Origin of the sequence: Herminiimonas contaminans, from assembly GCF_015645465.1 — a bacterium.
Lineage (GTDB): Bacteria > Pseudomonadota > Gammaproteobacteria > Burkholderiales > Burkholderiaceae_D > Oxalicibacterium > Oxalicibacterium contaminans.
In genome coordinates this window covers 88,667-113,364 of record NZ_JADOEL010000003.1, presented here as the reverse complement: position 1 = coordinate 113,364, position 24,698 = coordinate 88,667, and the positions used below count along the sequence as shown (strand labels likewise).

General features: G+C 53.9%; 20 protein-coding genes and 1 tRNA gene. 11 read left to right on the top strand and 10 right to left on the bottom strand.

What is annotated here, in order from left to right; all coding sequences use genetic code 11:
* Positions 1 to 2,103, top strand: a complete 2,103-nt coding sequence (locus tag IXC47_RS05040; RefSeq protein WP_195874895.1) for an HlyD family efflux transporter periplasmic adaptor subunit — start codon at positions 1 to 3, stop codon at positions 2,101 to 2,103.
* Between the two features lie 115 nt (positions 2,104 to 2,218).
* Here IXC47_RS05040 and IXC47_RS05035 read toward each other — a convergent pair.
* The 6 genes from IXC47_RS05035 to IXC47_RS05010 form a co-directional block, all read right to left on the bottom strand.
* A tRNA-Ser gene (locus IXC47_RS05035) sits at positions 2,219 to 2,308 on the bottom strand.
* A gap of 152 nt (positions 2,309 to 2,460) precedes the next feature.
* Complete coding sequence (gene hemW / locus IXC47_RS05030; RefSeq protein ID WP_195874894.1) at positions 2,461 to 3,705, bottom strand: radical SAM family heme chaperone HemW; 1,245 nt, start codon at positions 3,703 to 3,705, stop codon at positions 2,461 to 2,463.
* Positions 3,702 to 4,286 (bottom strand): RdgB/HAM1 family non-canonical purine NTP pyrophosphatase, encoded by a 585-nt coding sequence (gene rdgB / locus IXC47_RS05025; protein WP_195874893.1) that lies wholly within the window; start codon positions 4,284 to 4,286, stop codon positions 3,702 to 3,704. The genes hemW and rdgB overlap by 4 nt, the downstream gene beginning before the upstream one ends.
* A gap of 126 nt (positions 4,287 to 4,412) precedes the next feature.
* Entirely contained in the window at positions 4,413 to 5,147 is a 735-nt protein-coding gene (rph, locus tag IXC47_RS05020; RefSeq protein WP_175626577.1) for a ribonuclease PH, read from the bottom strand.
* Positions 5,148 to 5,153: 6 nt separating this feature from the next.
* Positions 5,154 to 6,083 carry a PP2C family protein-serine/threonine phosphatase gene (locus IXC47_RS05015; protein WP_012079188.1) on the bottom strand — a complete coding sequence of 310 codons (930 nt, stop codon included), beginning with the start codon at positions 6,081 to 6,083 and terminating at the stop codon, positions 5,154 to 5,156.
* A 33-nt stretch (positions 6,084 to 6,116) separates the two neighbouring features.
* On the bottom strand, positions 6,117 to 7,124 hold the full coding sequence (locus tag IXC47_RS05010) for a serine/threonine protein kinase (RefSeq protein ID WP_195874892.1): 1,008 nt from the start codon (positions 7,122 to 7,124) through the stop codon (positions 6,117 to 6,119).
* Positions 7,125 to 7,303: 179 nt separating this feature from the next.
* Between IXC47_RS05010 and IXC47_RS05005 the strand changes: the two genes are divergently transcribed.
* From IXC47_RS05005 to IXC47_RS04990, 4 genes are all read left to right on the top strand, one after another.
* The gene (locus IXC47_RS05005; RefSeq protein ID WP_175626863.1) at positions 7,304 to 8,200 is read left to right on the top strand and encodes a YicC/YloC family endoribonuclease; all 897 of its coding nucleotides are present in this window, start codon (positions 7,304 to 7,306) and stop codon (positions 8,198 to 8,200) included.
* A gap of 88 nt (positions 8,201 to 8,288) precedes the next feature.
* Positions 8,289 to 8,933 carry a guanylate kinase gene (gene gmk, locus IXC47_RS05000; protein WP_175626862.1) on the top strand — a complete coding sequence of 215 codons (645 nt, stop codon included), beginning with the start codon at positions 8,289 to 8,291 and terminating at the stop codon, positions 8,931 to 8,933.
* Positions 8,934 to 8,955: 22 nt separating this feature from the next.
* Positions 8,956 to 9,159: a DNA-directed RNA polymerase subunit omega gene (gene rpoZ, locus IXC47_RS04995; protein ID WP_124575160.1), complete on the top strand. Its 204-nt coding sequence runs from the start codon at positions 8,956 to 8,958 to the stop codon at positions 9,157 to 9,159.
* Positions 9,160 to 9,275: 116 nt separating this feature from the next.
* Positions 9,276 to 11,480, top strand: coding sequence for a RelA/SpoT family protein (locus tag IXC47_RS04990; protein WP_407651068.1), 2,205 nt, complete (start codon positions 9,276 to 9,278; stop codon positions 11,478 to 11,480).
* A 36-nt stretch (positions 11,481 to 11,516) separates the two neighbouring features.
* On the opposite strand, the gene greB is transcribed toward IXC47_RS04990, so the two are convergent.
* The 4 genes from greB to metE all read right to left on the bottom strand — a co-directional run bounded on the left by greB (position 11,517) and on the right by metE (position 17,206).
* Positions 11,517 to 12,071, bottom strand: coding sequence for a transcription elongation factor GreB (gene greB / locus IXC47_RS04985; protein ID WP_195874890.1), 555 nt, complete (start codon positions 12,069 to 12,071; stop codon positions 11,517 to 11,519).
* Between the two features lie 75 nt (positions 12,072 to 12,146).
* The gene (locus IXC47_RS04980) at positions 12,147 to 13,424 is read right to left on the bottom strand and encodes an EAL and HDOD domain-containing protein (RefSeq protein ID WP_195875078.1); all 1,278 of its coding nucleotides are present in this window, start codon (positions 13,422 to 13,424) and stop codon (positions 12,147 to 12,149) included.
* A 373-nt stretch (positions 13,425 to 13,797) separates the two neighbouring features.
* Positions 13,798 to 14,715 carry a 23S rRNA (adenine(2030)-N(6))-methyltransferase RlmJ gene (locus tag IXC47_RS04975; protein ID WP_195874889.1) on the bottom strand — a complete coding sequence of 306 codons (918 nt, stop codon included), beginning with the start codon at positions 14,713 to 14,715 and terminating at the stop codon, positions 13,798 to 13,800.
* A gap of 202 nt (positions 14,716 to 14,917) precedes the next feature.
* Positions 14,918 to 17,206 carry a 5-methyltetrahydropteroyltriglutamate--homocysteine S-methyltransferase gene (metE, locus tag IXC47_RS04970; RefSeq protein ID WP_195874888.1) on the bottom strand — a complete coding sequence of 763 codons (2,289 nt, stop codon included), beginning with the start codon at positions 17,204 to 17,206 and terminating at the stop codon, positions 14,918 to 14,920.
* A 97-nt stretch (positions 17,207 to 17,303) separates the two neighbouring features.
* Between metE and IXC47_RS04965 the strand changes: the two genes are divergently transcribed.
* The 6 genes from IXC47_RS04965 to IXC47_RS04940 all read left to right on the top strand — a co-directional run bounded on the left by IXC47_RS04965 (position 17,304) and on the right by IXC47_RS04940 (position 24,488).
* On the top strand, positions 17,304 to 18,227 hold the full coding sequence (locus tag IXC47_RS04965) for a LysR family transcriptional regulator (RefSeq protein ID WP_175626860.1): 924 nt from the start codon (positions 17,304 to 17,306) through the stop codon (positions 18,225 to 18,227).
* Positions 18,228 to 18,329: 102 nt separating this feature from the next.
* On the top strand, positions 18,330 to 18,776 hold the full coding sequence (locus IXC47_RS04960) for an SRPBCC family protein (RefSeq protein WP_195874887.1): 447 nt from the start codon (positions 18,330 to 18,332) through the stop codon (positions 18,774 to 18,776).
* A gap of 139 nt (positions 18,777 to 18,915) precedes the next feature.
* On the top strand, positions 18,916 to 22,578 hold the full coding sequence (gene putA, locus IXC47_RS04955; protein ID WP_195874886.1) for a bifunctional proline dehydrogenase/L-glutamate gamma-semialdehyde dehydrogenase PutA: 3,663 nt from the start codon (positions 18,916 to 18,918) through the stop codon (positions 22,576 to 22,578).
* Between the two features lie 165 nt (positions 22,579 to 22,743).
* Entirely contained in the window at positions 22,744 to 23,175 is a 432-nt protein-coding gene (locus IXC47_RS04950) for a hypothetical protein (protein WP_230089404.1), read from the top strand.
* A gap of 26 nt (positions 23,176 to 23,201) precedes the next feature.
* Positions 23,202 to 23,624 (top strand): hypothetical protein, encoded by a 423-nt coding sequence (locus tag IXC47_RS04945; protein ID WP_195874885.1) that lies wholly within the window; start codon positions 23,202 to 23,204, stop codon positions 23,622 to 23,624.
* A 72-nt stretch (positions 23,625 to 23,696) separates the two neighbouring features.
* Positions 23,697 to 24,488 carry a hypothetical protein gene (locus tag IXC47_RS04940; protein WP_195874884.1) on the top strand — a complete coding sequence of 264 codons (792 nt, stop codon included), beginning with the start codon at positions 23,697 to 23,699 and terminating at the stop codon, positions 24,486 to 24,488.
* Positions 24,489 to 24,698: the final 210 nt, after the last annotated feature.

The following is a 24,698-nucleotide window of genomic DNA, read 5'->3' as shown; positions in this document are numbered from 1 at the left end:
ATGCCTTCTAGCCTACCTGCTCTGCGCCAGGAACTGTCCATCAGCGTCGGCCCGCGCTTGCCCGACGGACAACCGAGCTGGACGCTGCATGATCCTGTGCGCAATATGTTTTTTCAGCTCGACTGGCCTAGTTTTGAAATGCTCAGTCGCTGGAATATGGGCGATGCAGAAGCCATCCTCGCCGAGATCAACAGCGTGACGGCGCTCCAGCTTGATAGCGCAGCATTCAATGGACTATTGACGTTTCTGGGAGAGCAGCAATTGCTGCAAGCAGAAAAAGGTTCGGCCCCTGCACTGGCCGCTATGCGCGCCAGGCAACGTGGCAACTGGCATCAGTGGCTGCTGCATAACTATCTGTTTTTCCGTGTTCCGTTATTGCGACCCGACCGCTGGCTAACCTGGCTGGAACCGCGACTGGCGTTCCTGTTCAGCCCCACTTTCCGTCATCTGACGATTCTTGCCGGTGTGCTTGGATTGATCGGTGCCTACCGCGAGTGGGATCGATTCTCCGCCACGCTGATGGACACACTCAGCTGGGATGGTGCGGTGCTATACGGTGCAGCCATTTTTTTCGCCAAGACCTGCCATGAGCTGGGCCATGCGCTGACCACCAAACGCTACGGTTGCCGGGTACCAACCATGGGGCTGGCGTTTCTGGTGATGTGGCCGGTCGCTTATACCGATACCAATGAAGTCTGGAAACTCGCCGACAGAAAGAAACGATTAACCGTAGCCAGTGCCGGGATCATCACTGAACTCGGCATCGCCGCCTGGGCGACTCTGGCGTGGGCGTGGTTACCGGAAGGCGGCCCCAAACAAGTCGCCTTCTTGCTCTCGACCACCACCTGGATCAGCACCCTGCTCATCAACGCCAGCCCCTTCATGCGCTTTGATGGCTACTACATTCTGTCGGACTACCTGGGCTTGCCTAACTTGCACAACCGCGCATTCGCACTCGCGCGCTGGGATTTGCGTGAGCGCCTGTTTGCATTGGGTGAACCAGCGCCGGAAGCATTTTCGCCACGCATGAATACCGGTCTGATCCTGTTTGCATGGGCAATCTGGATCTATCGCCTCATACTCTTTCTCGGCATCGCTGTACTGGTCTACCACTTCTTCATCAAAGCGGTCGGGATTCTGCTATTTATCGTGGAGATATGCTGGTTTGTTGCGTTGCCGGTATGGCGCGAAATTCAGGTATGGCGTACACGCTGGCCGGACATAAGACACAGCAAACGTGCCCGACGCAGTGCAGCACTGGCAGCACTGTTTATTTTTATCTTCCTGCTGCCGTGGCCGGATCGGGTACGCAGCTCAGGCCTGTTACAGCCGCAAACCAGGCTGGCACTCTATGCGCCGCCCCACGCCACATTGGACGCGCTGCCGGTCGCCAGTGGTCAGACGGTGTCAGCCGGGCAAACACTGATGCAGCTGTCATCACCGGAGCTGGATCTGCGCGCCACCGAGTCCGACGCCAAATATGAATCTCTGGCGTGGCAATCAGCTGCGGCCGGACTCGACGTAAACAGCCGTAAAGACTGGCAAGTACTCAACGATCAACTGGCCTATGCCAACGCGGAACGAGTCGCCGTCAGTACCGATCTCCAACGCTATCAACCTGTTGCCCCCTACGCTGGCGTGCTGGTCGACATCGATCCCGATTTGCGTCCCGGCGAAGCACTCAAGAGCCAGGAATATCTCGGCTCACTGGTCGCTGCAGATCGCTGGCAAGTGGTGACTTACGTTGACGAAGAAGCGGTACGTCGTATTTCAAAAGGCGACCGTGCACTGTTCATCGCTGATGGCATGGCAGGACCGGCCCGGCGCCTGAACGTCGTCAGCATAGACCGCGATGCCAGCCGCACCCTGAATGAGCCAGAACTGGCCTCACTATTCGGCGGTGATGTATTGGTGCGCGAAAAGAACGGCAGCTTGTATCCGGAGCATGCCGTCTATCGCGTGGTGCTGGATACCGATGAGGCGCTCCCAGCCACCAGTCCGGCATGGCGTGGACGTGTCACGATAGCCGGAAACTGGGAAATACCAGCGCTACGATTCCTGCGTGTTGCTGCCTCGGTGGCTTGGCGTGAAACGGGTTTCTAAGTACTTGCGGGAATCAGTCCGAGTAAGACAAAAAATAGCGGTAAAGCACCTCTCGCCCCAAGCAATCTCGGTGAAATTTCTTATCCTTAGTGGGGGGAGTAGTAGAACGGAATAATGGCGGAAGCGGTGAGATTCGAACTCACGAACGGGATAAACCGTCGCCAGTTTTCAAGACTGGTGCCTTCAACCACTCGGCCACACTTCCGTTTTGAGATGTTGACGAAGAAACCACATCCGTCCGATTTACTACGCATTGCACGAGCGTGCAATTAACCGGCGAAGCAGTCCATCAACTTCCAAGAGGTCGCATTATACCTAACTCCCCTGGAATTGCCGACTGTCCGACGATTATTTGTTTCAATCCGCCAGAAACATTTCCTGCAAATCATTCAGGAAGCGCTGGCCCAGCACTGTCGGCTTGATGGTTTTATGGTCGCGGTAGAGCAAACCCTTCGCTTCGGCCTCGTTCAGCGCCCGCTCCACTGCATTGAGCGGCATGCCGGTGCGTTCGGCGAACATGTTGACCTCCACGCCTTCCACCAGACGCATCGCGTTGAGCATGAATTCAAAGCCGAGTTCGTCGCGCGTGATTTCCTTTTCTTCCTGGATAGGATTGCCGAGGCGCATTTGCTCCATATAACTTTTTGGCTGTTTGTAACGCGCCTGACGGATCACGCGATGCGGGAAGGAAAGTTTGGTGTGCGCCCCGGCACCTATGCCGAGGTAATCACCGAACTGCCAGTAGTTGAGGTTATGCCGCGCCTGGCGCTTGGGTTGCGCATAGGCCGAGACTTCGTAGTGCTGGTAACCGGCAGCGCTGGTTTCCTGCTCTAGCATGTCCTGCATGTCGGCACTGGTGTCGTCATCCGGCACGGTGGGCGGATATTTGGCGAAGACCGTATTCGGCTCCATCGTCAGGTGATACAGCGACAAATGCGGTGGCGCATAGCTGATCGCTGTTTGCACGTCCTGCCGCGCTTCGTCCAAAGTCTGCGCAGGCAAGGCATACATCAGGTCGAGATTGAAGTTGTCGAAGTTGTTGGCGGCAATGTCCACAGCGCGACGTGCTTCGTCACCGTCATGAATACGGCCCAATGCCTGCAGATGTCGTGGATTGAAGCTCTGTATGCCTATCGACAGGCGATTGATGCCGCTGGCACGGTAGGACTTGAATTTCTCCGCTTCAAAGGTACCCGGGTTGGCCTCCATCGTGATTTCCACCGCGCCGTCCAGCGGCAGCAAGGTACGGATGTCGGAGAGCAGGCGATCCAGTCCGGCGGCGGACAACAGGCTAGGCGTACCGCCACCGATGAAGATCGTATAAATCTTGCGACCCCAGATCAGTGGCAAAGCCATCTCGAGGTCGGCACGCAAGGCGGAAAGGTATTCATCTTCCGGGAAACCGCCGTTCGCTTCATGCGAGTTGAAATCGCAGTACGGACATTTCTTCACGCACCACGGAAAATGCACATACAGCGACAGCGGCGGTAATGCAGTCAGGCTTAACGCACCTGGCTTCAGATAGGTCGTAGCGACGCGTGCCGGTCCCGAATGATCGAGCGCAGCAGCGACATCGGCGCTGATCGGTTTAATCGGGATCATCGCAATTTTTCGATCAGTGCACGCAAGGCCTGGCCGCGATGCGACAGGCGATTTTTTTCTTCAGCTGTTAATTCTGCCGCTGTTTTTTGCTGCTCGGGCAGCCAGAAGTAGGCATCGTAACCAAAGCCGCCCTGCCCGCGTGGTTCTGCCAGCATTTCGCCATTCCAGCGTCCTTCTGCGATCACAGGTTGCGGGTCGTCCGCGTGACGCACGAAGACCAGCACGCAATAGTAGTAAGCGGATTTGTCGGCGTGTGCGGCGAGATCAGCGATGAGTTTTTCATTGTTGCGCTGGTCTGATTTGGGCTCACCGGCATAGCGTGCCGAATACACACCCGGTGCACCGCCCAGTGCATTGACGCAGACGCCAGAGTCGTCGGCCAGTGCCGGTTTGCCGGTCAAGCGTGCTGCGTGGCGCGCCTTGGCGATCGCGTTTTCCACGAAGGTGACGTGCGGTTCTTCCGCTTCCGGTACGTTGAATTCGCCCTGCGCATGCACATCAAAATTGATGGACGACAGCAAGGCACTGAATTCTTTCAATTTGCCTTGGTTATTGGAGGCGAGGATAAGGGTACGCGACATGATAATCCGAAAATAAAAACGATAAAAAACCCGGCCTCAAATACAGCCGGGTGATTTGACACTACCGCTGGGGCCAGGCGCTGCGACATTTACATAAAAGCAAGTCCGCGCAGCGCAGGCTCTATTTTACGCAGCTATTGCCAAGGCCTGTTTTTGCAGCACGATCAGGTCGCTGATGCCGTCTTGCGCCAAGTCCAGCAATTTGTCCATGGTCGCGCGGTCGAACGCGGCGCCTTCTGCCGTACCCTGCACTTCGATGAAGTGGCCAGCGTCGGTCATAACGATGTTCATGTCAGTATCGCAATCCGAATCTTCCGCGTAGTCCAGGTCCAGCACTGGCTGGCCTTTATAAACGCCGACCGAGATCGCAGCCACAAAGTGCTTGAGCGGGATAGCTGGAATGACGTTTTGCGCGACCAGTTTGCTGAAGGCATCGTAAGCGGCAACCATGGTGCCGGTAATCGCTGCGGTACGTGTACCACCGTCGGCCTGGATGACGTCGCAATCCAGGTGCAAGGTACGCTCGCCAAATCCCTGCAGGTCAAACGCGGCGCGCAGTGAGCGACCGATCAGGCGCTGGATTTCCTGGGTGCGACCGGATTGCTTGCCACGTGCGGCTTCGCGATCCATGCGTGTGTGTGTCGAGCGTGGCAGCATGCCGTATTCAGCCGTCAACCAGCCCTGGCCTTTACCCTTGAGGAAACCTGGCACGCGATCTTCGATGCTGGCGGTGCAGATGACTTTGGTGTCACCGCACTCGATCAGGACCGAGCCTTCGGCATGCTTGGTGTAGTTACGGGTCAGTTTGATGGCGCGCAAGGCATCAGCGGCGCGTCCGCTGGGACGATTTTCATACGACATGTGGCTTTAATTCCTGGAAGTGATACGTGATGATTTATCGATAGCGTTGCGGATTTCCTCAATCGCTTTTTCGATTTCTGAATCGTTATAGGTGTCTGCATTTTCCAGATCGAGGTGCCGTGGCGCCTGGATCGTGGTGGTGACACTGCCTATCGGCAAGGTGTGCGTGGTGATGGTGCTGTTGCCATGCAGGTTTTCGCTGCTTTCCCACATCATCGCCAAAGCGGTGACATTATCCCCTGTTTTACCGGCGATGCCAGTAGCAGTCGTGAGTAATTCAGGAACCGCACGCACGATGGTGTTGTTATGCAGGCGCTGCGCCAGTTCGTGATCCGGCAAGACCGACCACAGACCGTCCGAGCACAGCAACATGATATCGCCCGCCTGCAGGCTGGCACGGCGCGAAATTTCAACGATGGGCATGTTCGGCGCACCGAGGCAGTTGAATAGCTTGTTGCGCTCCGGATGCGTATCGCGTTCCGACGGATCAACCTTGCCTTGTGCAATCAGGGTTTCTATCCGCGAGTGGTCGCGTGTGCGCGCCAGGATCTGGCCGTTACGCATCCAGTACAGGCGCGAATCACCGCAATGCGCCCACATCGCACTATTGTGCTGGATCAGGCAGGCGACGATGGTGGTACGTGGTGTTTCCGGCAGATTATTGATGGCGCGGTAGCGATGGATTTCGCGATGCGCGGCAAAGAAGCTGTCTTCGAGGAAGCGCTCCGGCTTCTTGACGTAAGGCGTGGCATTTTCCTGGAACAGCGAAGCGATGGTTTGCATCGCAATCTGCGCCGCCATTTCACCCATGATGTGACCACCCATGCCGTCAGCTACCAGCAAGAGCAAGGCATCACGCGTGAAGCTATAACCCATGCGGTCCTGGTTGTTCTTGCGACCGCCTATATGGCTTTCTTGGTAGACGGAGAATCGCATGGCTGGGTCGGGTCGGAATAAGTTAGGGTAAGTTTAACGCGTATGTTCTTGTATCGTAGTCGATACGTTGGACGAGCGTTTACCCATATTGTTGAATATGTTTTTAATCTTGCGCGCCACTTGCTGCAGCTTGGCGTCGCCCTGCTGTTCCGGCACTGGCTCGCGCAAGGCTTTTTGCAATGCAAATACGCTTTGCGGACGCTCCAGCGGATCGACCATCAGGCTCCAGCGGATGACCTTGATCAGGTCGGATGAATAGACGCCTTCCAGCTTATTGAAGTGGCCATCCATCTTGTCATTCAGTTTGCGCTGGTCTGCCGGTTGCGGCGGGGCGCCTACCATGCAGGCGAACATCGATGCGCCTATGCTGTAAATATCTGTCCAAGGTCCGAGACTACCGTTCTTCACGTAGAGCTCAGGTGCTGCAAAACCCGGTGTGTACATCGGATACAGCTTGGGCATATCGGATTGCAAGGTCTGGCGCGCTGCGCCGAAGTCCAGCAGGATGGGCGTACCGTCTACGCGCAGATAGATATTCGCTGGCTTCAGGTCCAGATGCAGCAGTTTATTCGTATGAACTTCGCGCAAGCCATTCATCACATGGCTGAACATCTTGCGGATGAAACGTTCCGAGACGAGTGGTTTCTCGCCCTTGTCACGGCGACGCAGGATGTGGTCCTGCAAGGAACGACCGGACTCGTAGCCCATCACCATATACACGGTTTCGTTAGCGCGGAAGAAGTTGGTCACGCTCACCACGTTCGGATGGGCGATACGTGCCAGCGCACGACCTTCTTCGAAGAAGCATTTCAGGCCGATACGGAAGACCGGCAGGTTTTCCGGTGAAATCGCCGGAACCAGTTCGCCCGGCTGGCGCAGCGCCAGCGAGCTCGGCAGGTATTCCTTGATGGCGACTGCATTGCCATCTTCATCGTAGGCCAGATAGACAATACTGAACCCGCCAGACGCAATCTTCTTTACAATGCGATATCCAGCGATTTCCAAACCATCCGGCAACGGGGCATTGTTTTGCGCAGCCATGTCGTCCTATAAATAATGTCTAGCGAGCCTGGGAAATACAGCACGGCGAAAGCGCGCCAGCAAACAGGCTCATCCCTTTTCCGGCTACCGCTATCCGGCAACCTTGTTCGTTGTGGATTGTGTGGACAAATCGCCGCTTTGTAAAGAAAAACGAGGAACTCATTTTGACCATTTGCAGCATGACCGGCTATGCCGTCACCACCCATGAGACCAGCAGTGGCACCTTGACCATAGAGGTCAAAAGCGTCAACTCGCGCTTCCTTGATTTGCAATTCCGTATTAACGATGATTTACGCGCACTGGAACCGGTGTTGCGTGAAGCCATCATGGCTCGCCTCACCCGTGGCAAAGTCGAATGCCGCCTGAGCTTTGGCCGTAAAGTCGCCAACGGTGCGACGCAGGCGCTGAACCAGGGCGCACTGGACGCAGTCGCCAAGCTGCAAGCTGAAGTACGCAGCCGCTTCGCCGATGCCGCCCCACTCTCGGTCAATGAATTATTGCGCTGGCCCGGCGTGATCGAAGAAGCCGAGATGAGCCAGGAAACCCTGCAGGCGGATGTCGCCGCAGCGATGCAAACCACAATGAATGCCTTCGTCGAAAGTCGCGAACGTGAAGGTACTGCGCTGCAAACCATGTTGTTATCACGTGTGGACGACATGGAAGCCATTGTGCAAAAAATCACACCGCTGATGCCGCAAGTCGTCGCCCAGTTCCAGCAAAAAGCCACCGAACGCATGATGGAAGCACTGGGCCTGGCCGCTGGCAATGGCAACGCGCAAGCCAGCGTCACGCGCGAAGAAGCACTGGATCGTATTCGCCAGGAAGTCACGCTGTACGGTATACGCGTCGACGTGGCGGAAGAACTGACCCGCCTCGCTGCCCACCTCAGCGAAACCCGCGCCATCCTGAAAAAAGGTGGCCAGGTCGGCAAACGCCTGGATTTCATGATGCAAGAGCTGAACCGCGAAGCCAACACGGTCGGCTCCAAGGCGGCAGTCAAGGAACTGTCCGACGCATCGATGGCGATGAAACTGCTGATCGAACAAATGCGTGAACAGGTACAAAATCTGGAGTAAATCCGCAGACAGCGGCGCTACAATCGCATATCAGCGATAGTCATTGCGAACTATCGCTTCCATATTCAACCATTCATCAAGGACACCGATGTCTGAGCAAGTTCATTCTTCCGGCAGCCTGTTTTTAGTCGTTGCCCCGTCTGGCGCGGGCAAATCCAGCCTGGTTAATGCCCTGCTGCAACAGGAACCGGCCATCAAACTGTCGATTTCCTACACTACGCGCCAGCCGCGCCCGGGTGAACAGCACGGCCGCGAATATTTCTTTACGACACCAGATGACTTTCTGGCACGCCGCCAGGCCAATGAATTTCTCGAATCTGCTGAGGTTTTTGGCAACTATTACGGTACTTCCCGCATACAAATTGCTGATCAGATCGCTGCTGGCACCGACGTGCTGCTGGAAATTGACTGGCAAGGCGCGCAGCAGGTCAAAAAGCAATTCCCGCATGCGCTCGGCATTTTTATCCTGCCACCGTCGATCGCCGCCCTGGAAGAACGCCTGAAAAAACGCGGCCAGGACGAAGATCACGTGATTACCCGTCGTATCCTCGCTGCGGGCGGCGAAATCGCGCACGCTTCCGAGTTCGAATATGTTATTATCAATCAAGACTTTACCGTTGCTTTAGCTGAGTTGAGCGCGATCGTAAAAGCCGCTCGTTGTCGCTTTGCACAACAGTCAACTCGCAACGCATCCCTGTTCGCCCAATTGGGCATTCATGCCAATTTAAGCTGATATCGAATTTTTAGGAGTACGTATGGCCCGCATTACTATCGAAGACTGCCTCAAACAAGTTCCCAACCGTTTCCAACTGACCCTCGCAGCGACTTATCGCGCACGTCAGTTGTTGCAAGGCCACACGCCTAAAGTCGACGCAAAAGACAAACCAACCGTGATCGCCCTGCGCGAAATCGCTGCTGGCCATGTCGGCCTTGAAATGTTGAAAAAAGTCCCTAGCTAATAATCTCTGGCTAACCGCGATGCGGCTGATAGACTATCAGTATGAACCTGACACCTACAGATTCAACAGCATCCATCGCTTCAACTAACCGAGCGGTTCCTGACCGCTCGGCCAAAATGCCTCAAAAGAAAACCGCATCCACCGCCACCACACCAGCACCTGTCGCTGGTGTAGCTTCGGTCACGCAGCTCACGACCAAACTATCCGAGTACCTGACGCCTTCCGAACTGAAGAAGGTCAAGGAAGCCTATCGCTTCTCGGATGAAGCACATCTGGGCCAGATGCGGATGTCGGGCGAACCCTATATCTCGCACCCTATCGCTGTCGCGGAAATCTGCGCCGACTGGAAGCTGGATGCACAAGCCATCATGGCGGCGCTGCTGCATGATGTGATGGAAGACCAGGATGTCCGCAAAGATGAGTTGATCGAACGCTTCGGCGCGCCGGTCGCGAATCTGGTCGATGGTCTGTCCAAACTGGAAAAAATCGAATTCCAAAGCCAGGTAGAAGCACAGGCGGAAAACTTCCGCAAAATGCTGCTGGCGATGGCGCGCGATGTGCGCGTCATACTCGTCAAACTGGCCGACCGCCTGCACAATATGCGCACGCTCGGTTCGATGGCACCGGTCAAGAAACGTCGTATCGCACGCGAAACGATGGAAGTCTATGTACCGATTGCACATAGGCTCGGCCTCAATAATATTTATCGCGAATTGCAAGACCTCGCCTTCTCGCACTTGTACCCTATGCGTTATAAAACGCTGGCCAAGGCAGTCAAGGCGGCGCGCGGCAATCGTCGCGAAGTGGTCAGCAAGATCCTCGAATCGGTCAATAACACGCTGGACGCAACCGGCATCCCGGCACAAGTCTACGGCCGCGAAAAAACCCTGTACGGCATCTACACCAAGATGCTGAACAAGCGTCTGTCTTTCTCGCAAGTGCTGGATATCTACGGCTTCCGTGTGGTGGTCGACAGCTTTGCGAATTGCTATGTCGCGCTCGGCACCCTGCATGCGCTGTTCAAGCCTATGCCGGGCAAGTTCAAAGACTACATCGCCATTCCGAAACTGAATGGCTACCAGTCGCTGCACACCACATTGATCGGCCCGTACGGTACGCCGATAGAATTCCAGATCCGTACCCAGGACATGCATCGCGTTGCCGAATCCGGTGTCGCTGCGCACTGGCTGTACAAGGACGATGAAGGCAGCCTGTCCGACCTTCAGCAACGCACACACGCCTGGTTGCAATCCTTGCTCGATATCCAGAAACAGACTGGCGACTCCGCCGAGTTCCTGGAACACGTCAAGGTCGACCTGTTCCCTGACTCTGTCTACGTCTTCACGCCGAAGTCAAAAATCATCGCGCTGCCACGCGGTGCGACGGCACTGGACTTCGCCTACACGATCCACACCGACATCGGCGACCAGACCATTGCAGTCAAAATCAATCTGGAACAGGTACCGCTGCGCACCGAATTACGCAACGGTGACATCGTCGAGATCATTACTTCACCGACCTCGCGCCCGAATCCGAACTGGCTGGGCTTCGTACGTACCGGCAAGGCACGCTCGGCGATCCGGCATCACCTGCGCACCATTAACCTGACCGAATCAATAGAACTGGGGCGCCGCCTGCTATCGCAAGCACTGGTGACCCTGAATCTCGATCCTGAACTGCCAGCCCCGGTAGCTGAACGTCTGCTGAATGAGTCGAGCGCGAAATCGCTGGACGATTTGTATGCCGACATCGGTGTTGGCAAACGCATGGCCGCATTGGTGGCACGTCACATCCTCGGCATGGTCGAGAACGATCAATTGGTACCGCGTCCGCAGATCGATGCCGATGGCGAAGTCTTGCCGAAGAAAATCGATCCTGTCGTCATCTACGGTAGCGAAGGCGTATCGGTACAACTGGCCTCCTGTTGCCAGCCTATCCCGGGTGACACCATCATCGGCCAGATGAAGCGCGACCAGGGCCTGACTATCCATACGCATGATTGTGACGTCGGCAGAAGACAACGCATGAAAGAACCGGATCGCTGGATCGATGTGGTCTGGGGCTCGGATATTGATCGTCGTTTCGACTGCAGCATCACGCTGCTGGCTCGTAATGAAAAAGGCATACTTGCACGCGTCGCAGCAGAGATCGGTGAGTCCGACTCGAACATCACGCATGTGGGTATGGATGAAGACAAGGACCACATGATCACTTACCTGCACTTCACGGTACAGGTCGAAGATCGCGTGCATCTGGCGCGCCTGATGCGCAATCTGCGCAGCATCCCGGGCGTCACCCGCTTGTTGCGCGACAAAGGCTAAGCGCTCTTAACCTTTTGCCTCACTTCTGATCTGGCCTCATTGCGGGGCCGGATAGCTCACTTCCAGTATCAATAATTCTTCCAGACCGCCTGGTGTTTTCAGGATCACGGTATCACCTTCGCGTGCCTTGGTCAGTGCACGCGCAACCGGCGATATCCAGCTGATCTTGCCATTCAACGGATCCAGTTCATCGATGCCGAGTATGGTAACCGTCTGCTCTTCGCCGGACTGCGTTTCATAGCGTACGGTCGCACCGAAGAATATCTGGTCACTGCCGTGATGGATGCTCGGGTCCACCACTTCGGCCAGATCCAGGCGCTTGGTGAGAAAGCGGATACGGCCGTCTATCTGGCGCAGGCGGCGTTTGCCGTAGATGTAGTCACCGTTTTCAGAGCGATCGCCATTCGACGCTGCCCAGGAAACGATTTGCACCACTTCCGGCCGCTCTACATCGATCAGTTTCAGCAGTTCGGTTTTCATACGCAGATGCCCCTGCGGCGTCATGTAATTCTTGGAGCCAGCAGGAATCGGCGGCGCGCTGTTGTCGCCGTCGTCATCATCGTTGTCGTTGGTATTAGCTTGATTCGTCATGCCGCTATTTTAACGTCATGCGTGCCCGCAAGTCGCAGGCAGCATCAGGAAAGGCGAGGAATTACCAGGGAAGAATCAGACGCAAGCAGACACGTTGTTGCTCCATTCAAACGCAGTCAGTTGCAAGGCGTACAGATCCTCTATCGATAGTTCCAATTTCTGCAAGGTAGGAATCAACAAGGCACCGGTCTTTTCTATTTGCTCTATGTATTCCGCCAGTTTCAGCAAATCGCCATAAAAGCCCTTGCGATACAGCAAGGCGTCAGTGACTTCGTCTACTACCGAAACCTGATCCAGGATTTCTTCCATGGACTGGCCAAACAGCGTATCCATCAGCGACATGATGCCGACGGTGAAAGCCGTGTCTGCCATCGAACGATTGTCAGGACGCAGTTGTTCGGTGATCAGTTCCAGTAGTTTGCCGCGCGTCGTCGCCAGTTGCAGCAAAGGTGAAGTGAAGTGGCTGCCTTTGTTATGTTCAGCGTACAGGATGATCTGCAACCAGCGCTGCAATTGGCGGCGCCCCAGCACGGTCAGCGCTTGTCCCAATGAATCTATCCGCTGCGTGACGCCGACACCAGGCGTGTTGGCCAGGCGCAGCAAGGTCAGTACCAGTGATGCATCTTTCTTGATATTGCGTTCGATTTCAGCAGTCTCAGCGTCAGCCATGATGAGCGTCATCAGTTGCATGATCGCGAGTTGTGACGGCGCGAGCTTTTTACCGGAAAGGATGACAGGACGCGCGAAGTAGTAGCCCTGGAAGTAATGGAAACCGAGTTCCATGCAAGCCTCGAATTGCTCGACTGTTTCGACTTTCTCTGCCAGCAAGAGCTTGCCTTCGTTACGGAAATGCGCGGCCAGTTTGCTCAGCTCGGCGTGACTCATGCCGGTGATATCGATCTTGATGATCTTGATCAGCGGCAGCAAATTCCTCAGCTCGTCTGAATGCGAGATCACGTCATCCAGCGCAAATGTAAAACCTTGCCTCACCAATTCTGTAACACGTTCGACCAACTCATGCGTAATCTCTACCGTCTCCAGGATTTCCAGCACGACCTTGTCGCTAGGCAGGAAATTCACGAAGTCGCACATCAGCACTGCTGCATCGACGTTGAAGAAGCCCAATGAATTACCGATGACATTACCTATCCCAAGCTCGGACGCATGCGCGATCACAGAAGCGGTAGCAGCCAGGTCATCCACCACATTGGCGGGACCGGACGAGGCGCGACGGAACAATAATTCATACGCGACCAGATCCTGGTCGGTGTTCAATATAGGTTGTCGCGCCAGGAAGAACTCCTTTACGCGGGGATGGTCATCAGGCAAATGCTGATTGAGGTTGGTGATCATCAAGATTGTGGTCTCTGTTTATTAAGCAGAACGCATAGATCAACCAAGGCACGTCCCTGTCAAATCTTGAAAAATGCCTGCCATGCACGGGCATCGCAGCATTCACAAACGATCAAACATTCTGTACATCCGGACGATATCTTCATTTTTATTCTTTAGACGATACCGCATGGATGGATGGTGTCTCACCACAGACTACGAGTCATAAAACGGACTGGCAATTTGTAGCTGCTGCTGCAAATCTATTCAGGCCATTATTCCGTTAATATTTCCTCGACGCAAGCCCTCCGTTTCCCTTGTGTTTTCTATACGTAGAAAACAGAAATGTCTGTGGTTTTTCGGTACAACAATTGTTACGAGCTTCCTCCAGCCCCTATACTCGCCGCGTTCCGGTATTCGTCGCGACAGTTTGCCCCGATTCCAACGTAAAACCGGCACCCTCATCACCACCCAGAGTTTTAACCAGATACGGCATCAACTCGCGTAGCATGGGTTCCAGCGTCCACGGCGGGTTGTGCACAAACATACCACTGCTGTGCAAACCAAAACCGTCCGGCGATGGCGTCGTCACCGATAATGTGACATTTAGCCAGCCATTTGCAGGCAGGCGTTTTAACTTATCCGGCATCTGGCGCGATTCGAGACGATTGAGTACCGGATACCAGACTGCGTACGTACCCGTAGCAAAGCGTGTCAACGCATCGGAAACCGTTTGCACCACGGTGCGGTAATCAGTCTTGTCTTCATACGGCGGATCAATCAGCACCAGGCCACGACGCGATGGCGGTGGCAGCAATGCTTTCAAGCCCTGGAAGCCGTTCGCACGTTCTATCATGACGCGCTTGCCGCGCACGGTCGGACGCTTGCCCTGCTCGGCTGCGTGCGCTTCCAGCTTGCGGAAATTATCTGCCAGCAGCTTGCTGTCAGCCGGATGCAATTCAAACAAACGCAATCGATCCTGTTCACGCATGATGGCATCTGCACAGTAGGGCGAGCCCGGGTAATAGCGCAGCTTGCCGCTAGGATTCAGCGCCTTGATGACCTGCACATAATCGGCCAGCGGTTCCGGCAAATCCTTGCGATCCCAAAGTTTGGAAATACCGGTTTCGAACTCGGCATTTTTTGCGGCGTAGTTGCCATCGAGTGCATACACACCGGCACCTGAATGGGTATCGATGTACATGTAAGGCGTATCTTTTTGATTCAGGTATTTCAGCAACTGAATCTGGACCAGATGCTTGAGTACATCGGCGTGATTGCCTGCATGAAAGGCATGACGGTAACTCAACATAGGGAATGTCTATCTTGGCAAGAATGATGGGTGGAAAGCCGCGCAATACAGACGGTGCGGCCCCGTAATGCGTCATTCTAACAATTACCGGCTTGAATACATACGATTACGCGCATCCAGCCCCGCCAAGACTGCCATCACCATGAAAAAACGGGTACAGCGCCCAGCCCTGTACCCGTTTTGCTTAGAATTGCTCAGCAGCTCAGGCTGCCTGCTCCTGTCGCGCCACTTCCGCCCGCAAAGTGCGCGCTGCCAGCACCATATTCTCCAAAGCTGCGGTAGTTTCCGGCCAGCCACGGGTTTTCAGGCCGCAATCCGGATTCACCCACAAGCGCTGGTCAGGAATCACGCCACGCGCCTTGCGTAACAGGCGCTGCATTTCCTCCACTTTGGGTACGCGTGGCGAATGGATATCGTAGACACCAGGACCGATGTCGTTCGGATAGGCAAACTCGCCGAAGCCATCCAGCAATTCCATATCGGAACGCGAAGTTTCGATGGTGATCACATCCGCATCCATCGCAGCGATCCACGGCAGGATATCGTTGAACTCGGAATAGCACATGTGCGTATGAATCTGCGTATCGTCCTGCACACCGGAAGCAGTAATGCGGAAAGCCTGCACCGCCCAATCCAGATAGTGCGGCCAGTCCGCAGCCTTCAACGGCAAGCCTTCGCGGAATGCAGGTTCATCAATCTGTATCATGCCAATACCGGCTTTTTCCAGGTCGACCACTTCATCACGCAATGCCAATGCGATCTGTAAAGCTGTCTGCTCACGCGGCTGATCGTCACGCACGAAAGACCATTGCAACATGGTGACCGGCCCCGTCAGCATGCCCTTCATCGGCTTGCTGGTCAGGCTCTGCGCGTACTCGCTCCAGCCCACGGTCATCGCTTCCGGTCTGTACACATCACCGTAGATGAACGGTGGTTTGACACAGCGCGAACCATAGCTCTGTACCCAACCGTTCGCAGTGAAAGCATAGCCCCACAATTGTTCGCCAAAGTACTCGACCATATCGTTGCGTTCCGGCTCACCATGCACCAGCACATCGAGGCCTATATCTTCCTGCTTCTGCACTACCAGACGCACTTCTTCGCGCATGCGGTTCAGGTAATCCAGATGCCCCATCTCGCCACGCTTGTACTGTGCACGCGCCTGACGGATATCCGTTGTTTGCGGGAAGGAACCAATATTCGTGGTCGGGAAAGCAGGCAAATTGAAACGCGCTTGCTGCTTGACGATGCGGTCGGCAAATACATTGTTGCGCGTCGCTGGAATGTCGTCGATCTGACGCAGGCGCTTCTGCACCAAAGGATTATGTATGCGCGGTGCAACCTTGCGTGCTGCGACCGCCAAAGCAGCCGCAGTGAACTGCGCTTGCACTGCTTGCTCTTCGCCATTCAACGCGCGTTTGAGTGCCGTGATTTCGGCAACCTTTTGTGTTGCAAACGCCAGCCAGCCTTTGAGTTCGGCATCCAGTTTATTTTCATGTGCCAGATCCACCGGTACGTGCAGCAAGGAGCAACTTGCACTGACCCACAAGCATTCACCCAACACTGCATGCAAGGGTTGTAGCAAGGCCAGCGCGCTATCCAGATCAGCACGCCAGATATTACGACCATCGATTACGCCTGCTGACAACACACGATCCTGCGGCCAGTCTTGCAGGAATGCTGGCAACTGCCCGATACCACGCACCAGATCCAGATGCACACCGGCTACCGGCAGGTTGCGCAGCAAGGCGTTGTGCTCCCGCACCTGATCGAAGTAAGTGGCCAACAGCAGCTTGGGCGCGACCGGCGACAAGGCCTGGTAAGTCGGCGCAAACGCAGCACGCCATGTGGCGTCCAGGTCCAGCGCCAGGATAGGTTCATCAATCTGCACCCACTCTACGCCTGCCTCCTGCAAGCGCTGCAGCACGCGCTGATAGCCTGCGATCACCTTGGGCAACAGATCAAGTTTATGCGTGACGCCGGATTTGATCTTGCCAAGATACAGCAGGCTCAATGGACCGACCAGCGTGACCTTGGTCGCATGACCCAGGGCGACCGCTTCGGCGTTTTCTTCAAACAGCCAATCCACACCGCCGTCGAAACTGATATCAGCCGTGAACTCAGGTACCAGGTAGTGGTAGTTGGTATCAAACCATTTAGTCATTTCCATCGCAAAGTGCTCGGGATTACCGCGTGCCAGCGTGAAGTAGTCCGCAAGCGTCAACTTCTTCGGGGCGAATTTAAAACGGGTAGGCACCGCGCCGAGCAAAGCCAGCGTATTCAAAACCTGGTCATACCAGGCGAAATCGCCCACTGACACATAATCCAGCCCGGCTGCTGCCTGTATCGCCCAATGACGCTGGCGCAGTGCTCTGCCGGTTTCCTGCAAGGCTGTGAGTCCTGTATCGCCGCGCCAGTACGATTCGACGGCAAATTTCAATTCGCGCTGAGCCCCGATGCGAGGGAAACCCAAAATATGCGCCTTAGCCATGCCCAACTCCGATATAGATTTTTGAAGCTTGCCATGGTGTGCGCAGATGAACTATGATTCAAACGATAAATTTTAAGATTCATCATGAGAAAAATTCATAGTGCAATCCATCCTTGAATTACGCCACCTGAAAACCCTGCTGGCCCTGCGCGAAGCAGGCAACCTGCTCCGTGCGGCTTCACTGCTGAATGTCACCCAATCTGCTTTATCGCATCAAATCAAGCAGTTAGAGGATCATCACGGCACGACGCTGTTTGAACGCAAGACCACACCGGTGCGCTTCACCCCGGCCGGTGAACGCTTGCTGAAGCTGGCCGATACCGTCTTGCCGCAAGTCGCCGAGACCGAGCGCGACCTGGTGCGGCTGGCGCAAGGCGTCGCCGGACAATTACGCATCGCAGTCGAATGCCATACCTGCTTCGACTGGCTGATGCCGGCGATGGATGTATTCCGCGGCCGCTGGCCGGAAGTCGAGCTAGACATCGTCTCCGGCTTCCAGGCCGATCCGGTCGGTCTGCTATATGAACACCGTGCCGACGTCGCCATCGTCGCCGAAATCGATCCTGATGAAAAAGTCGATTACCACGCACTGTTCCGTTTTGAAATCGTCGCCCTGGTAGCGCACGACCATCCACTGGCCGACAAGGAATTCCTCACTGCCGAGGACTTCATCGGCGACACACTGATCACTTACCCGGTACCGGACGATATGCTGGACGTGGTACGCCAGGTGCTCAAGCCGGCCGGTGTGCAAGTCGCACGCCGCACGACCGAACTGACCGTCGCCATGCTGCAACTGGTTGCCAGCCGACGCGGCATCGCAACCTTGCCGGTGTGGGCGGCACAAAACTATCTGAACCGTGATTACGTCAAAGCCAAGCGCATCACCCGTGAAGGCCTGACGGGGCGACTGTATGCCGCCTGCCTGCCCGAGGTATCGGAACAGCCTTATCTGGCGGACTTTGTGAGCACCACGCGCGAAAGCTGTTACCTGAATCTGGATAGTGTGGAATTGCTTTAATATCGGGTTATTGCTTACCTGACAAAAAGTTTGCAACGTCATAGTAGGCAACAACAAACCGTCTCAAAGCCGAATCAAATCTGCGTAAGAAGGAGAATTGATATGCCTACAGGTACAGTAAAACTACATCGCGTGCTTCGTGCGCCACCAGAGCGTGTTTATCGTGCATTTCTGGATGCTGGCGCACTGGCAAAGTGGCTACCACCTTACGGTTTTACATGTAAGGTTCATCATCTGGAAGCCAAGGTCGGCGGGATTTTCAAGATGTCGTTTTCGAATTTCAACACAGGAAGCGGGCATTCTTTCGGTGGCGAATATCTGGAACTTGTACCGGATGAAAAAATTCGCTACACAGATAAATTCGATAATCCAAACTTATCCGGTGAAATACAGGTGACGGTGACTTTAAGCAAAGTCTTGTGCGGAACCGAAATCAATATTGTGCAAGCAGGAATACCTGAAGCTATCCCCGTCGAGATGTGCTACCTCGGATGGCAGGAGTCTTTGCTTCAACTCGCGACACTCGTCGAGCCTGAAATTCCTGGTTAGCTATCCAGTTAGTTGAAGAATCAAAAAACTAGAGTGAGGTAAATCCAGGCAACACAGATTCTTAGCCAACGCCATTGCGACATTTGCACGACTTGCATGTAAGATGGAATCGGATGATTCACTCAAACACGGTGCATCAATGTCCTCACTCTCCTATTCCTCGCCATTCTCGGCTTTTGCTGAAGAAACCATCAGCACGCCATCGCCATTACGTGACACCATCAGCCGCGCTTATCGGCTGGATGAAATCACCGCCGTACAAAATTTGCTGAAGCAGGTCACAAACAATCCGGCGTTGCAAAGCGCCAGTCAGGCGCTTGCACGGCAACTGGTGACAAGTGTACGCGCCAAACGCAGCCGCGCATCTGGTGTCGACGCTTTGATGCATGAATTCTCGCTGTCGTCAGAAGAAGGCATCGCCCTGATGTGCCTGGCCGAAGCGCTGCTGCGCATACCCGACCACCAGACTGCGGATCGCCTGATTGCAGACAAGATCAGCAAAGGTGACTGGCAACGCCATCTCGGCACCTCGCCCTCACTCTTCGTCAACGCCGCCAGTTGGGGCTTGCTCATTACCGGCAAATTGCTGCACAGCGCCAGCGAAGATGGCCTGGGTGCCGCCCTGACCCGTCTCATCAGCAAAGGCGGCGAACCGCTGATACGCAAAGGCGTCGATCTCGCCATGCGTATGCTGGGCAGCCAGTTTGTCGCTGGACAAACGATAGATGAAGCGCTGTCAAACAGTCGTGAACATGAAAAACACGGCTATCGCTACTCCTACGATATGCTGGGCGAAGCGGCGATGACAGTAGCCGATGCGGAGGCTTACTATCTATCTTATACCGCCGCGATACACGCAATCGGCAAAGCCAGCGAACAACGCGGCATACGCAACGGTCCCGGTATCTCCGTCAAGTTGTCGGCGCTGCACCCGCGCTATACGCGCGCGCAAGGTACACGTGTCATGCAGGAACTACTGCCACGCCTGAAACAACTGTTACTGCTGGCAAAGCAGTACGACATCGGTCTCAACATTGATGCGGAAGAAGCCGACCGACTGGAACTGTCACTGGATTTGATGGAAGCGCTGGCGGCTGATCCTGAGCTGGCAAGTTACGATGGCTTGGGTTTCGTCGTACAGGCCTATCAAAAACGCTGCCCTTACGTCATCAATTACCTAATAGATCTGGCTCATCGCAGCGGCCGGAAATTCATGGTTCGACTGGTCAAAGGTGCGTACTGGGATACCGAAATCAAGCGGGCGCAAGTCGATGGTTTGTCCGGCTATCCGGTTTATACGCGTAAAGCCTATACCGACCTCTCCTATCTGGTCTGTGCGCAAAAACTGCTCGCTGCCAACAACGTCATCTATCCGCAATTCGCCACCCACAACGCGCTGACCTTCGCCGCCATCTATCAACAGGCGCAAGCATTGCAGGTAACGGACTATGAGTTCCAGTGCCTGCACGGCATGGGCGAAACCTTGTACGACCAGATCGTCGGCCCGGAACATTTGCATGTGCCCTGCCGCATCTATGCACCGGTCGGTACCCACGAAACCTTGCTCGCCTATCTGGTGCGACGACTGCTGGAGAATGGAGCCAACTCGTCATTCGTCAATCAAATCGTCGATGAGCACATCAGCATAGACCAGCTGCTGCAAGACCCGGTTGCACTCGCTGCACAGTACGCAGGTCAGCCACATCCGGCGCTGCCCTTACCGGTCGACCTATATGGCGCGGAAAGGCAAAATTCCAGCGGCATAGACCTGAGCGATGAACATGCCTTGCGTGCACTCAGCGCAAGCTTAAGCGCCTACGGCAAACAACAATGGCATGCGCTGCCTTTGACGGGTGCAGCAATATATGGCGCAGCCATCGCGATACGTAATCCGGCCGATCATAACGATGTGGTCGGCACGGTAGCGCACGCGAACCAGCTTGATGCCGAGCAGGCAATCGCTCATGCAGTGACAGGCATGAGTACATGGCAAGCGCACACCGCGGAGCAGCGAGCCGCCATCTTGCTGCGTGCCGCAGATTTGTTCCAGCAACATGCAAACGAGTTCATTGCACTGGCCGTACGCGAAGCGGGCAAAACCTTGCCGAATGCAATCGGCGAACTGCGCGAGGCTATCGACTTCCTGCGCTACTACAGCGCACAGTCCATTGCATCGAATGCAACCCCGCCGCTAGGACTGGTCGCTTGTATCAGTCCATGGAATTTCCCCTTAGCCATATTTACCGGCCAACTCAGCGCAGCACTGGCAGCAGGCAATGTCGTCATTGCGAAGCCAGCCGAACAAACACCGCTGATCGCTCTCCGCGCAGTACAGCTATTGCACCAGGCCGGTGTACCGGAAAATGTTTTGCTCTATCTGCCCGGCAATGGCGAGACTATCGGTGCGCAGTTGGTCACGGACGAACGTGTTTCAGCCGTGGTCTTCACCGGCTCGACGCAAGTCGCACGCAGCATTAATCGCAAGCTCGCACAACGCAGCATCGCGGAAGCCAGGGACATACCGTTGATTGCAGAAACCGGTGGTCAAAATGCGATGATCGTCGACTCGTCGGCCCTATGCGAACAGGTGGTACGTGACGTCATCAGCTCTGCTTACGACAGTGCAGGCCAACGTTGTTCGGCGCTGCGTGTCTTGTGCCTGCAAAGCGACATCGCCGAGCCAACCCTGCATATGCTGCAAGGTGCAATGCAGGAACTGCACATCAACAATCCTGATCGCCTGCTGACAGATATAGGGCCAGTGATAGACGCAGAAGCCCAAGGACATCTGCGGGACTACATCGCGCAAAACGCAGATAAAAAAATGTATGAATTGACGTTACCGGCAACAGCTGAAAACGGCACCTTTGTCGCACCTTGCGTCCTGGAGATAGACAGCATCGCCGAATTGAAACGCGAAGTGTTTGGCCCGGTACTACACGTGCTGCGCTATCAACGCGACGACTTGCCGCAATTGATCAGGGATATCAATGCCACCGGCTTTGGCCTGACCCTGGGCATACACACGCGCATAGACGAAACCACGGCTTACGTCACGCATCACGCCCACGTCGGTAATATCTATGTGAACCGCAACATCGTCGGCGCGGTAGTCGGCGTACAGCCTTTCGGTGGCGAGGGCCTATCCGGTACCGGCCCCAAGGCAGGCGGCCCGTTCTATCTGAAACGCCTGCAACATAGCGGCACCGTAAGCATAGAGAAAACGGACGACGAGGACAGAGAAGAAGCACGGCACATAGAAACTGCGCTGGCAGAACTGCTGACCTGGAGTATTCCGCGCCAAGAGCAAACACTTAGCCAGCTCATCGTCGAATATGTGCGCACCAGTCCATCAGGAAAAATCATCCGCTTACACGGCGTCACTGGCGAGATCAATACCTTAGGTTTTGCTGCACGCGGTGCCGTGCTGTGCGTCGCTGAAACAACGCCAGCATTGCTGAATCAAATGTTCGCAGTCTATGCGACCGGCAACCAGGTCGTATTATTACAAAGCACTGCATTGCTGGTACCACCAGACTTCCCGGCACACTTGCGCGCCAGCATCACCACTATAGAGCATCAGCATGCATGCAAGGAGCTGCGTCTCGCCTTGCTGGAACGCGACCAGCACCAAGCTGATCTGCGCATCGCACTGGCAGCGCGCGAAGGCGCCATCGTGCTTGTCGTGACGACAGAATTCCCGCATCCGGTTCCGTTATGGCGTCTCGTCAACGAGCGTGCCCTGTGTATCAATACGACAGCAGCTGGCGGCAATGCGAGCCTAATGACCATAAAACACTAAGTAAGATAAAAGCGTCATCAGACAACTTGAAAGACAACTAGATTCGATAACTGAGTCACTATTCCGATAGCGCTATATTTTTACATGCATGTGTTTAGAACATGATTCTAGGCGAACATCAGATTAGTATGTTGTAAGAATTTTTTCGTATCTACAATTTTTATCATGGATAAATTTATGCTTGAATATGTATTAGAAAAATTAATAAATTTGCTCGGACCAATAGCAACTCTATCAAAAGACAAGAGGGAGCTTAAAGACAACGCACTGAGTGCCATTTCGATCGCACTTACTGAAACGAAGTTGTACTATCGTGATAGAGAACGCGGCAAACCGAGAAATCCTAAAACTGAAGCGAAACTTGCTAAAGTTTGGGCGGCGGCAGCAATTCCTCTAAGGCATATCGATGAAGAACTAGCGATGGCATGCCAACACAAAGCTGAGTTCTGGATAGCCCCCGAAAACTGGAACGCTGAAGAGCTATCTCGTCTAGGGATTAGACTTTCAGATGTAAGTAGCGCCTATCATCGCCTTGCAATGCCCAGATATGCAAATCTAGCATCTCATCAAAAGCCCTTTAGCAAACCATCCCTTTAAGAATATTACTAACTGAATAGGACCTTATGAAAACTTTAATCGCAGTACGTGGTGTCTCCAACAGGGGAAAAAGCACAAGCATAAAACTCGCATATCAATTACTACGCAAAGAATATCCAGAAGCTATTTTCGATAAATTGTTCATCGGTGTGAAAGACATATCCTTGATTGTCAAAATCAATGGCGTAAAAATTGGAATTGAAAGTCAAGGAGACCCAGGTAGTCGAATCTTTGAAAGCCTAAAACTATTCCAAGAACGAAACTGTCGCATCATCGTCTGTGCAACTCGCTCGAGAGGAAAAACTACTCAGGCAGTGAGTAATCTCGCAAAAAAATATCGGATCACGTGGATAGAAAAAGATGTTGAATCTGAATCTAAAAAACAGAATGTCCGCAATAAAGAAACAGCAGACTTCATTATGTCCATAATTAGAAAGGAGCTTCAGTGATAATTTTTAGTTGGGAATTACTTCACTTCAAGCAAACCAGCGTTAAAGATTCTTAAACGTCGAATATAAAAGATGCCACGCCTTCTCACTCAATCACAATTTCAGCGTTGGAAAAAACCTGACTTTTGTTATCTATGTGGAACTACGTTAAAAGATGGTTCACTCCTAAATGACGATCATTGTCCGCCACAGAGTTTCTTTTCCAAACCAGACCGAACAAACTATCCAATCAAGCTGCAAGTTCATGAACGTTGCAATCACAAATGGCACCTAGCTGACGAAACAATGTCAATATTTCTTGATGCTTTACATGGAACCGAGAAGTCATCCAATCCAAAACATCTTGCAAAACTAAATTTCATAGATATCAAAAGCGAACAGGGCATATATCAAGGAATAACAAAACTCCCAATACGTCCACTTGCTTATCGCATTATTCGATGCATGCACGCACTACTCTACAAGTCATTTCTGAAGGTCGAGACAGTTCACGATATCCACTACCCAATTCCTGAAGCAGACACGGCGAACAATAACAAACCATTTTCACAAAAAATACAAACTTATCAATTCTCAAATGAGTTATGCACTGCGCAACGTACTGAAACTCACGATGCAATTTACGCCTACAACGGGCGGTTTAAGTACATTTGCACTTGGCACAAACTAGACAATGGACAATCAATTTGCTTATTCACTTTCGACATTTACAAACTCCATAATTTAGCCGTCAAGATAGCTGACTATCCAAGATCTGTGATTGGCTTTTATGCTGCAGAAAAACCGCAAAATGCAACTCTTTGCAGTTTATTGAAGCTAGAGCACCCAGATGAAGACATCCTGTATCCAATACTATCGCAATAGTTTTTTACCTCGTTCACCCAAAAACCAAAGAACGCGCTATCCTTCGCAAATAGCGATTCGTCATTCTTCACATCAAACAAAATCACATATTGAGAGCCGTGCTTCCCTTCAAAAATAGCCTTACATGAAGGATTTTCGACTCCTTCTAGATCGCACGCTTCATAGCGCGCGCACTATACACAGGGGCGGACCCGGCTTCAGTGACATCCA

Coding starts and splice junctions, on each gene's coding strand:
- IXC47_RS05040 (WP_195874895.1), top strand. CDS start 1: ATGCCTTCTAGCCTACCTGCTCTGCGCCAGGAACTGTCCATCAGCGTC.
- IXC47_RS05010 (WP_195874892.1), bottom strand. CDS start 7,124: ATGGCTGCGCAAAACAATGCCCCGTTGCCGGATGGTTTGGAAATCGCT.
- rph (WP_175626577.1), bottom strand. CDS start 5,147: ATGTCGTATGAAAATCGTCCCAGCGGACGCGCCGCTGATGCCTTGCGC.
- IXC47_RS04950 (WP_230089404.1), top strand. CDS start 22,744: ATGGATAAATTTATGCTTGAATATGTATTAGAAAAATTAATAAATTTG.
- IXC47_RS05005 (WP_175626863.1), top strand. CDS start 7,304: ATGACCGGCTATGCCGTCACCACCCATGAGACCAGCAGTGGCACCTTG.
- IXC47_RS04945 (WP_195874885.1), top strand. CDS start 23,202: ATGAAAACTTTAATCGCAGTACGTGGTGTCTCCAACAGGGGAAAAAGC.
- putA (WP_195874886.1), top strand. CDS start 18,916: ATGTCCTCACTCTCCTATTCCTCGCCATTCTCGGCTTTTGCTGAAGAA.
- rdgB (WP_195874893.1), bottom strand. CDS start 4,286: ATGTCGCGTACCCTTATCCTCGCCTCCAATAACCAAGGCAAATTGAAA.
- IXC47_RS04940 (WP_195874884.1), top strand. CDS start 23,697: ATGCCACGCCTTCTCACTCAATCACAATTTCAGCGTTGGAAAAAACCT.
- gmk (WP_175626862.1), top strand. CDS start 8,289: ATGTCTGAGCAAGTTCATTCTTCCGGCAGCCTGTTTTTAGTCGTTGCC.
- greB (WP_195874890.1), bottom strand. CDS start 12,071: ATGACGAATCAAGCTAATACCAACGACAACGATGATGACGACGGCGAC.
- IXC47_RS04975 (WP_195874889.1), bottom strand. CDS start 14,715: ATGTTGAGTTACCGTCATGCCTTTCATGCAGGCAATCACGCCGATGTA.
- IXC47_RS04980 (WP_195875078.1), bottom strand. CDS start 13,424: ATGATCACCAACCTCAATCAGCATTTGCCTGATGACCATCCCCGCGTA.
- IXC47_RS04960 (WP_195874887.1), top strand. CDS start 18,330: ATGCCTACAGGTACAGTAAAACTACATCGCGTGCTTCGTGCGCCACCA.
- hemW (WP_195874894.1), bottom strand. CDS start 3,705: ATGATCCCGATTAAACCGATCAGCGCCGATGTCGCTGCTGCGCTCGAT.
- rpoZ (WP_124575160.1), top strand. CDS start 8,956: ATGGCCCGCATTACTATCGAAGACTGCCTCAAACAAGTTCCCAACCGT.
- IXC47_RS04990 (WP_407651068.1), top strand. CDS start 9,276: ATGCCTCAAAAGAAAACCGCATCCACCGCCACCACACCAGCACCTGTC.
- metE (WP_195874888.1), bottom strand. CDS start 17,206: ATGGCTAAGGCGCATATTTTGGGTTTCCCTCGCATCGGGGCTCAGCGC.
- IXC47_RS05015 (WP_012079188.1), bottom strand. CDS start 6,083: ATGCGATTCTCCGTCTACCAAGAAAGCCATATAGGCGGTCGCAAGAAC.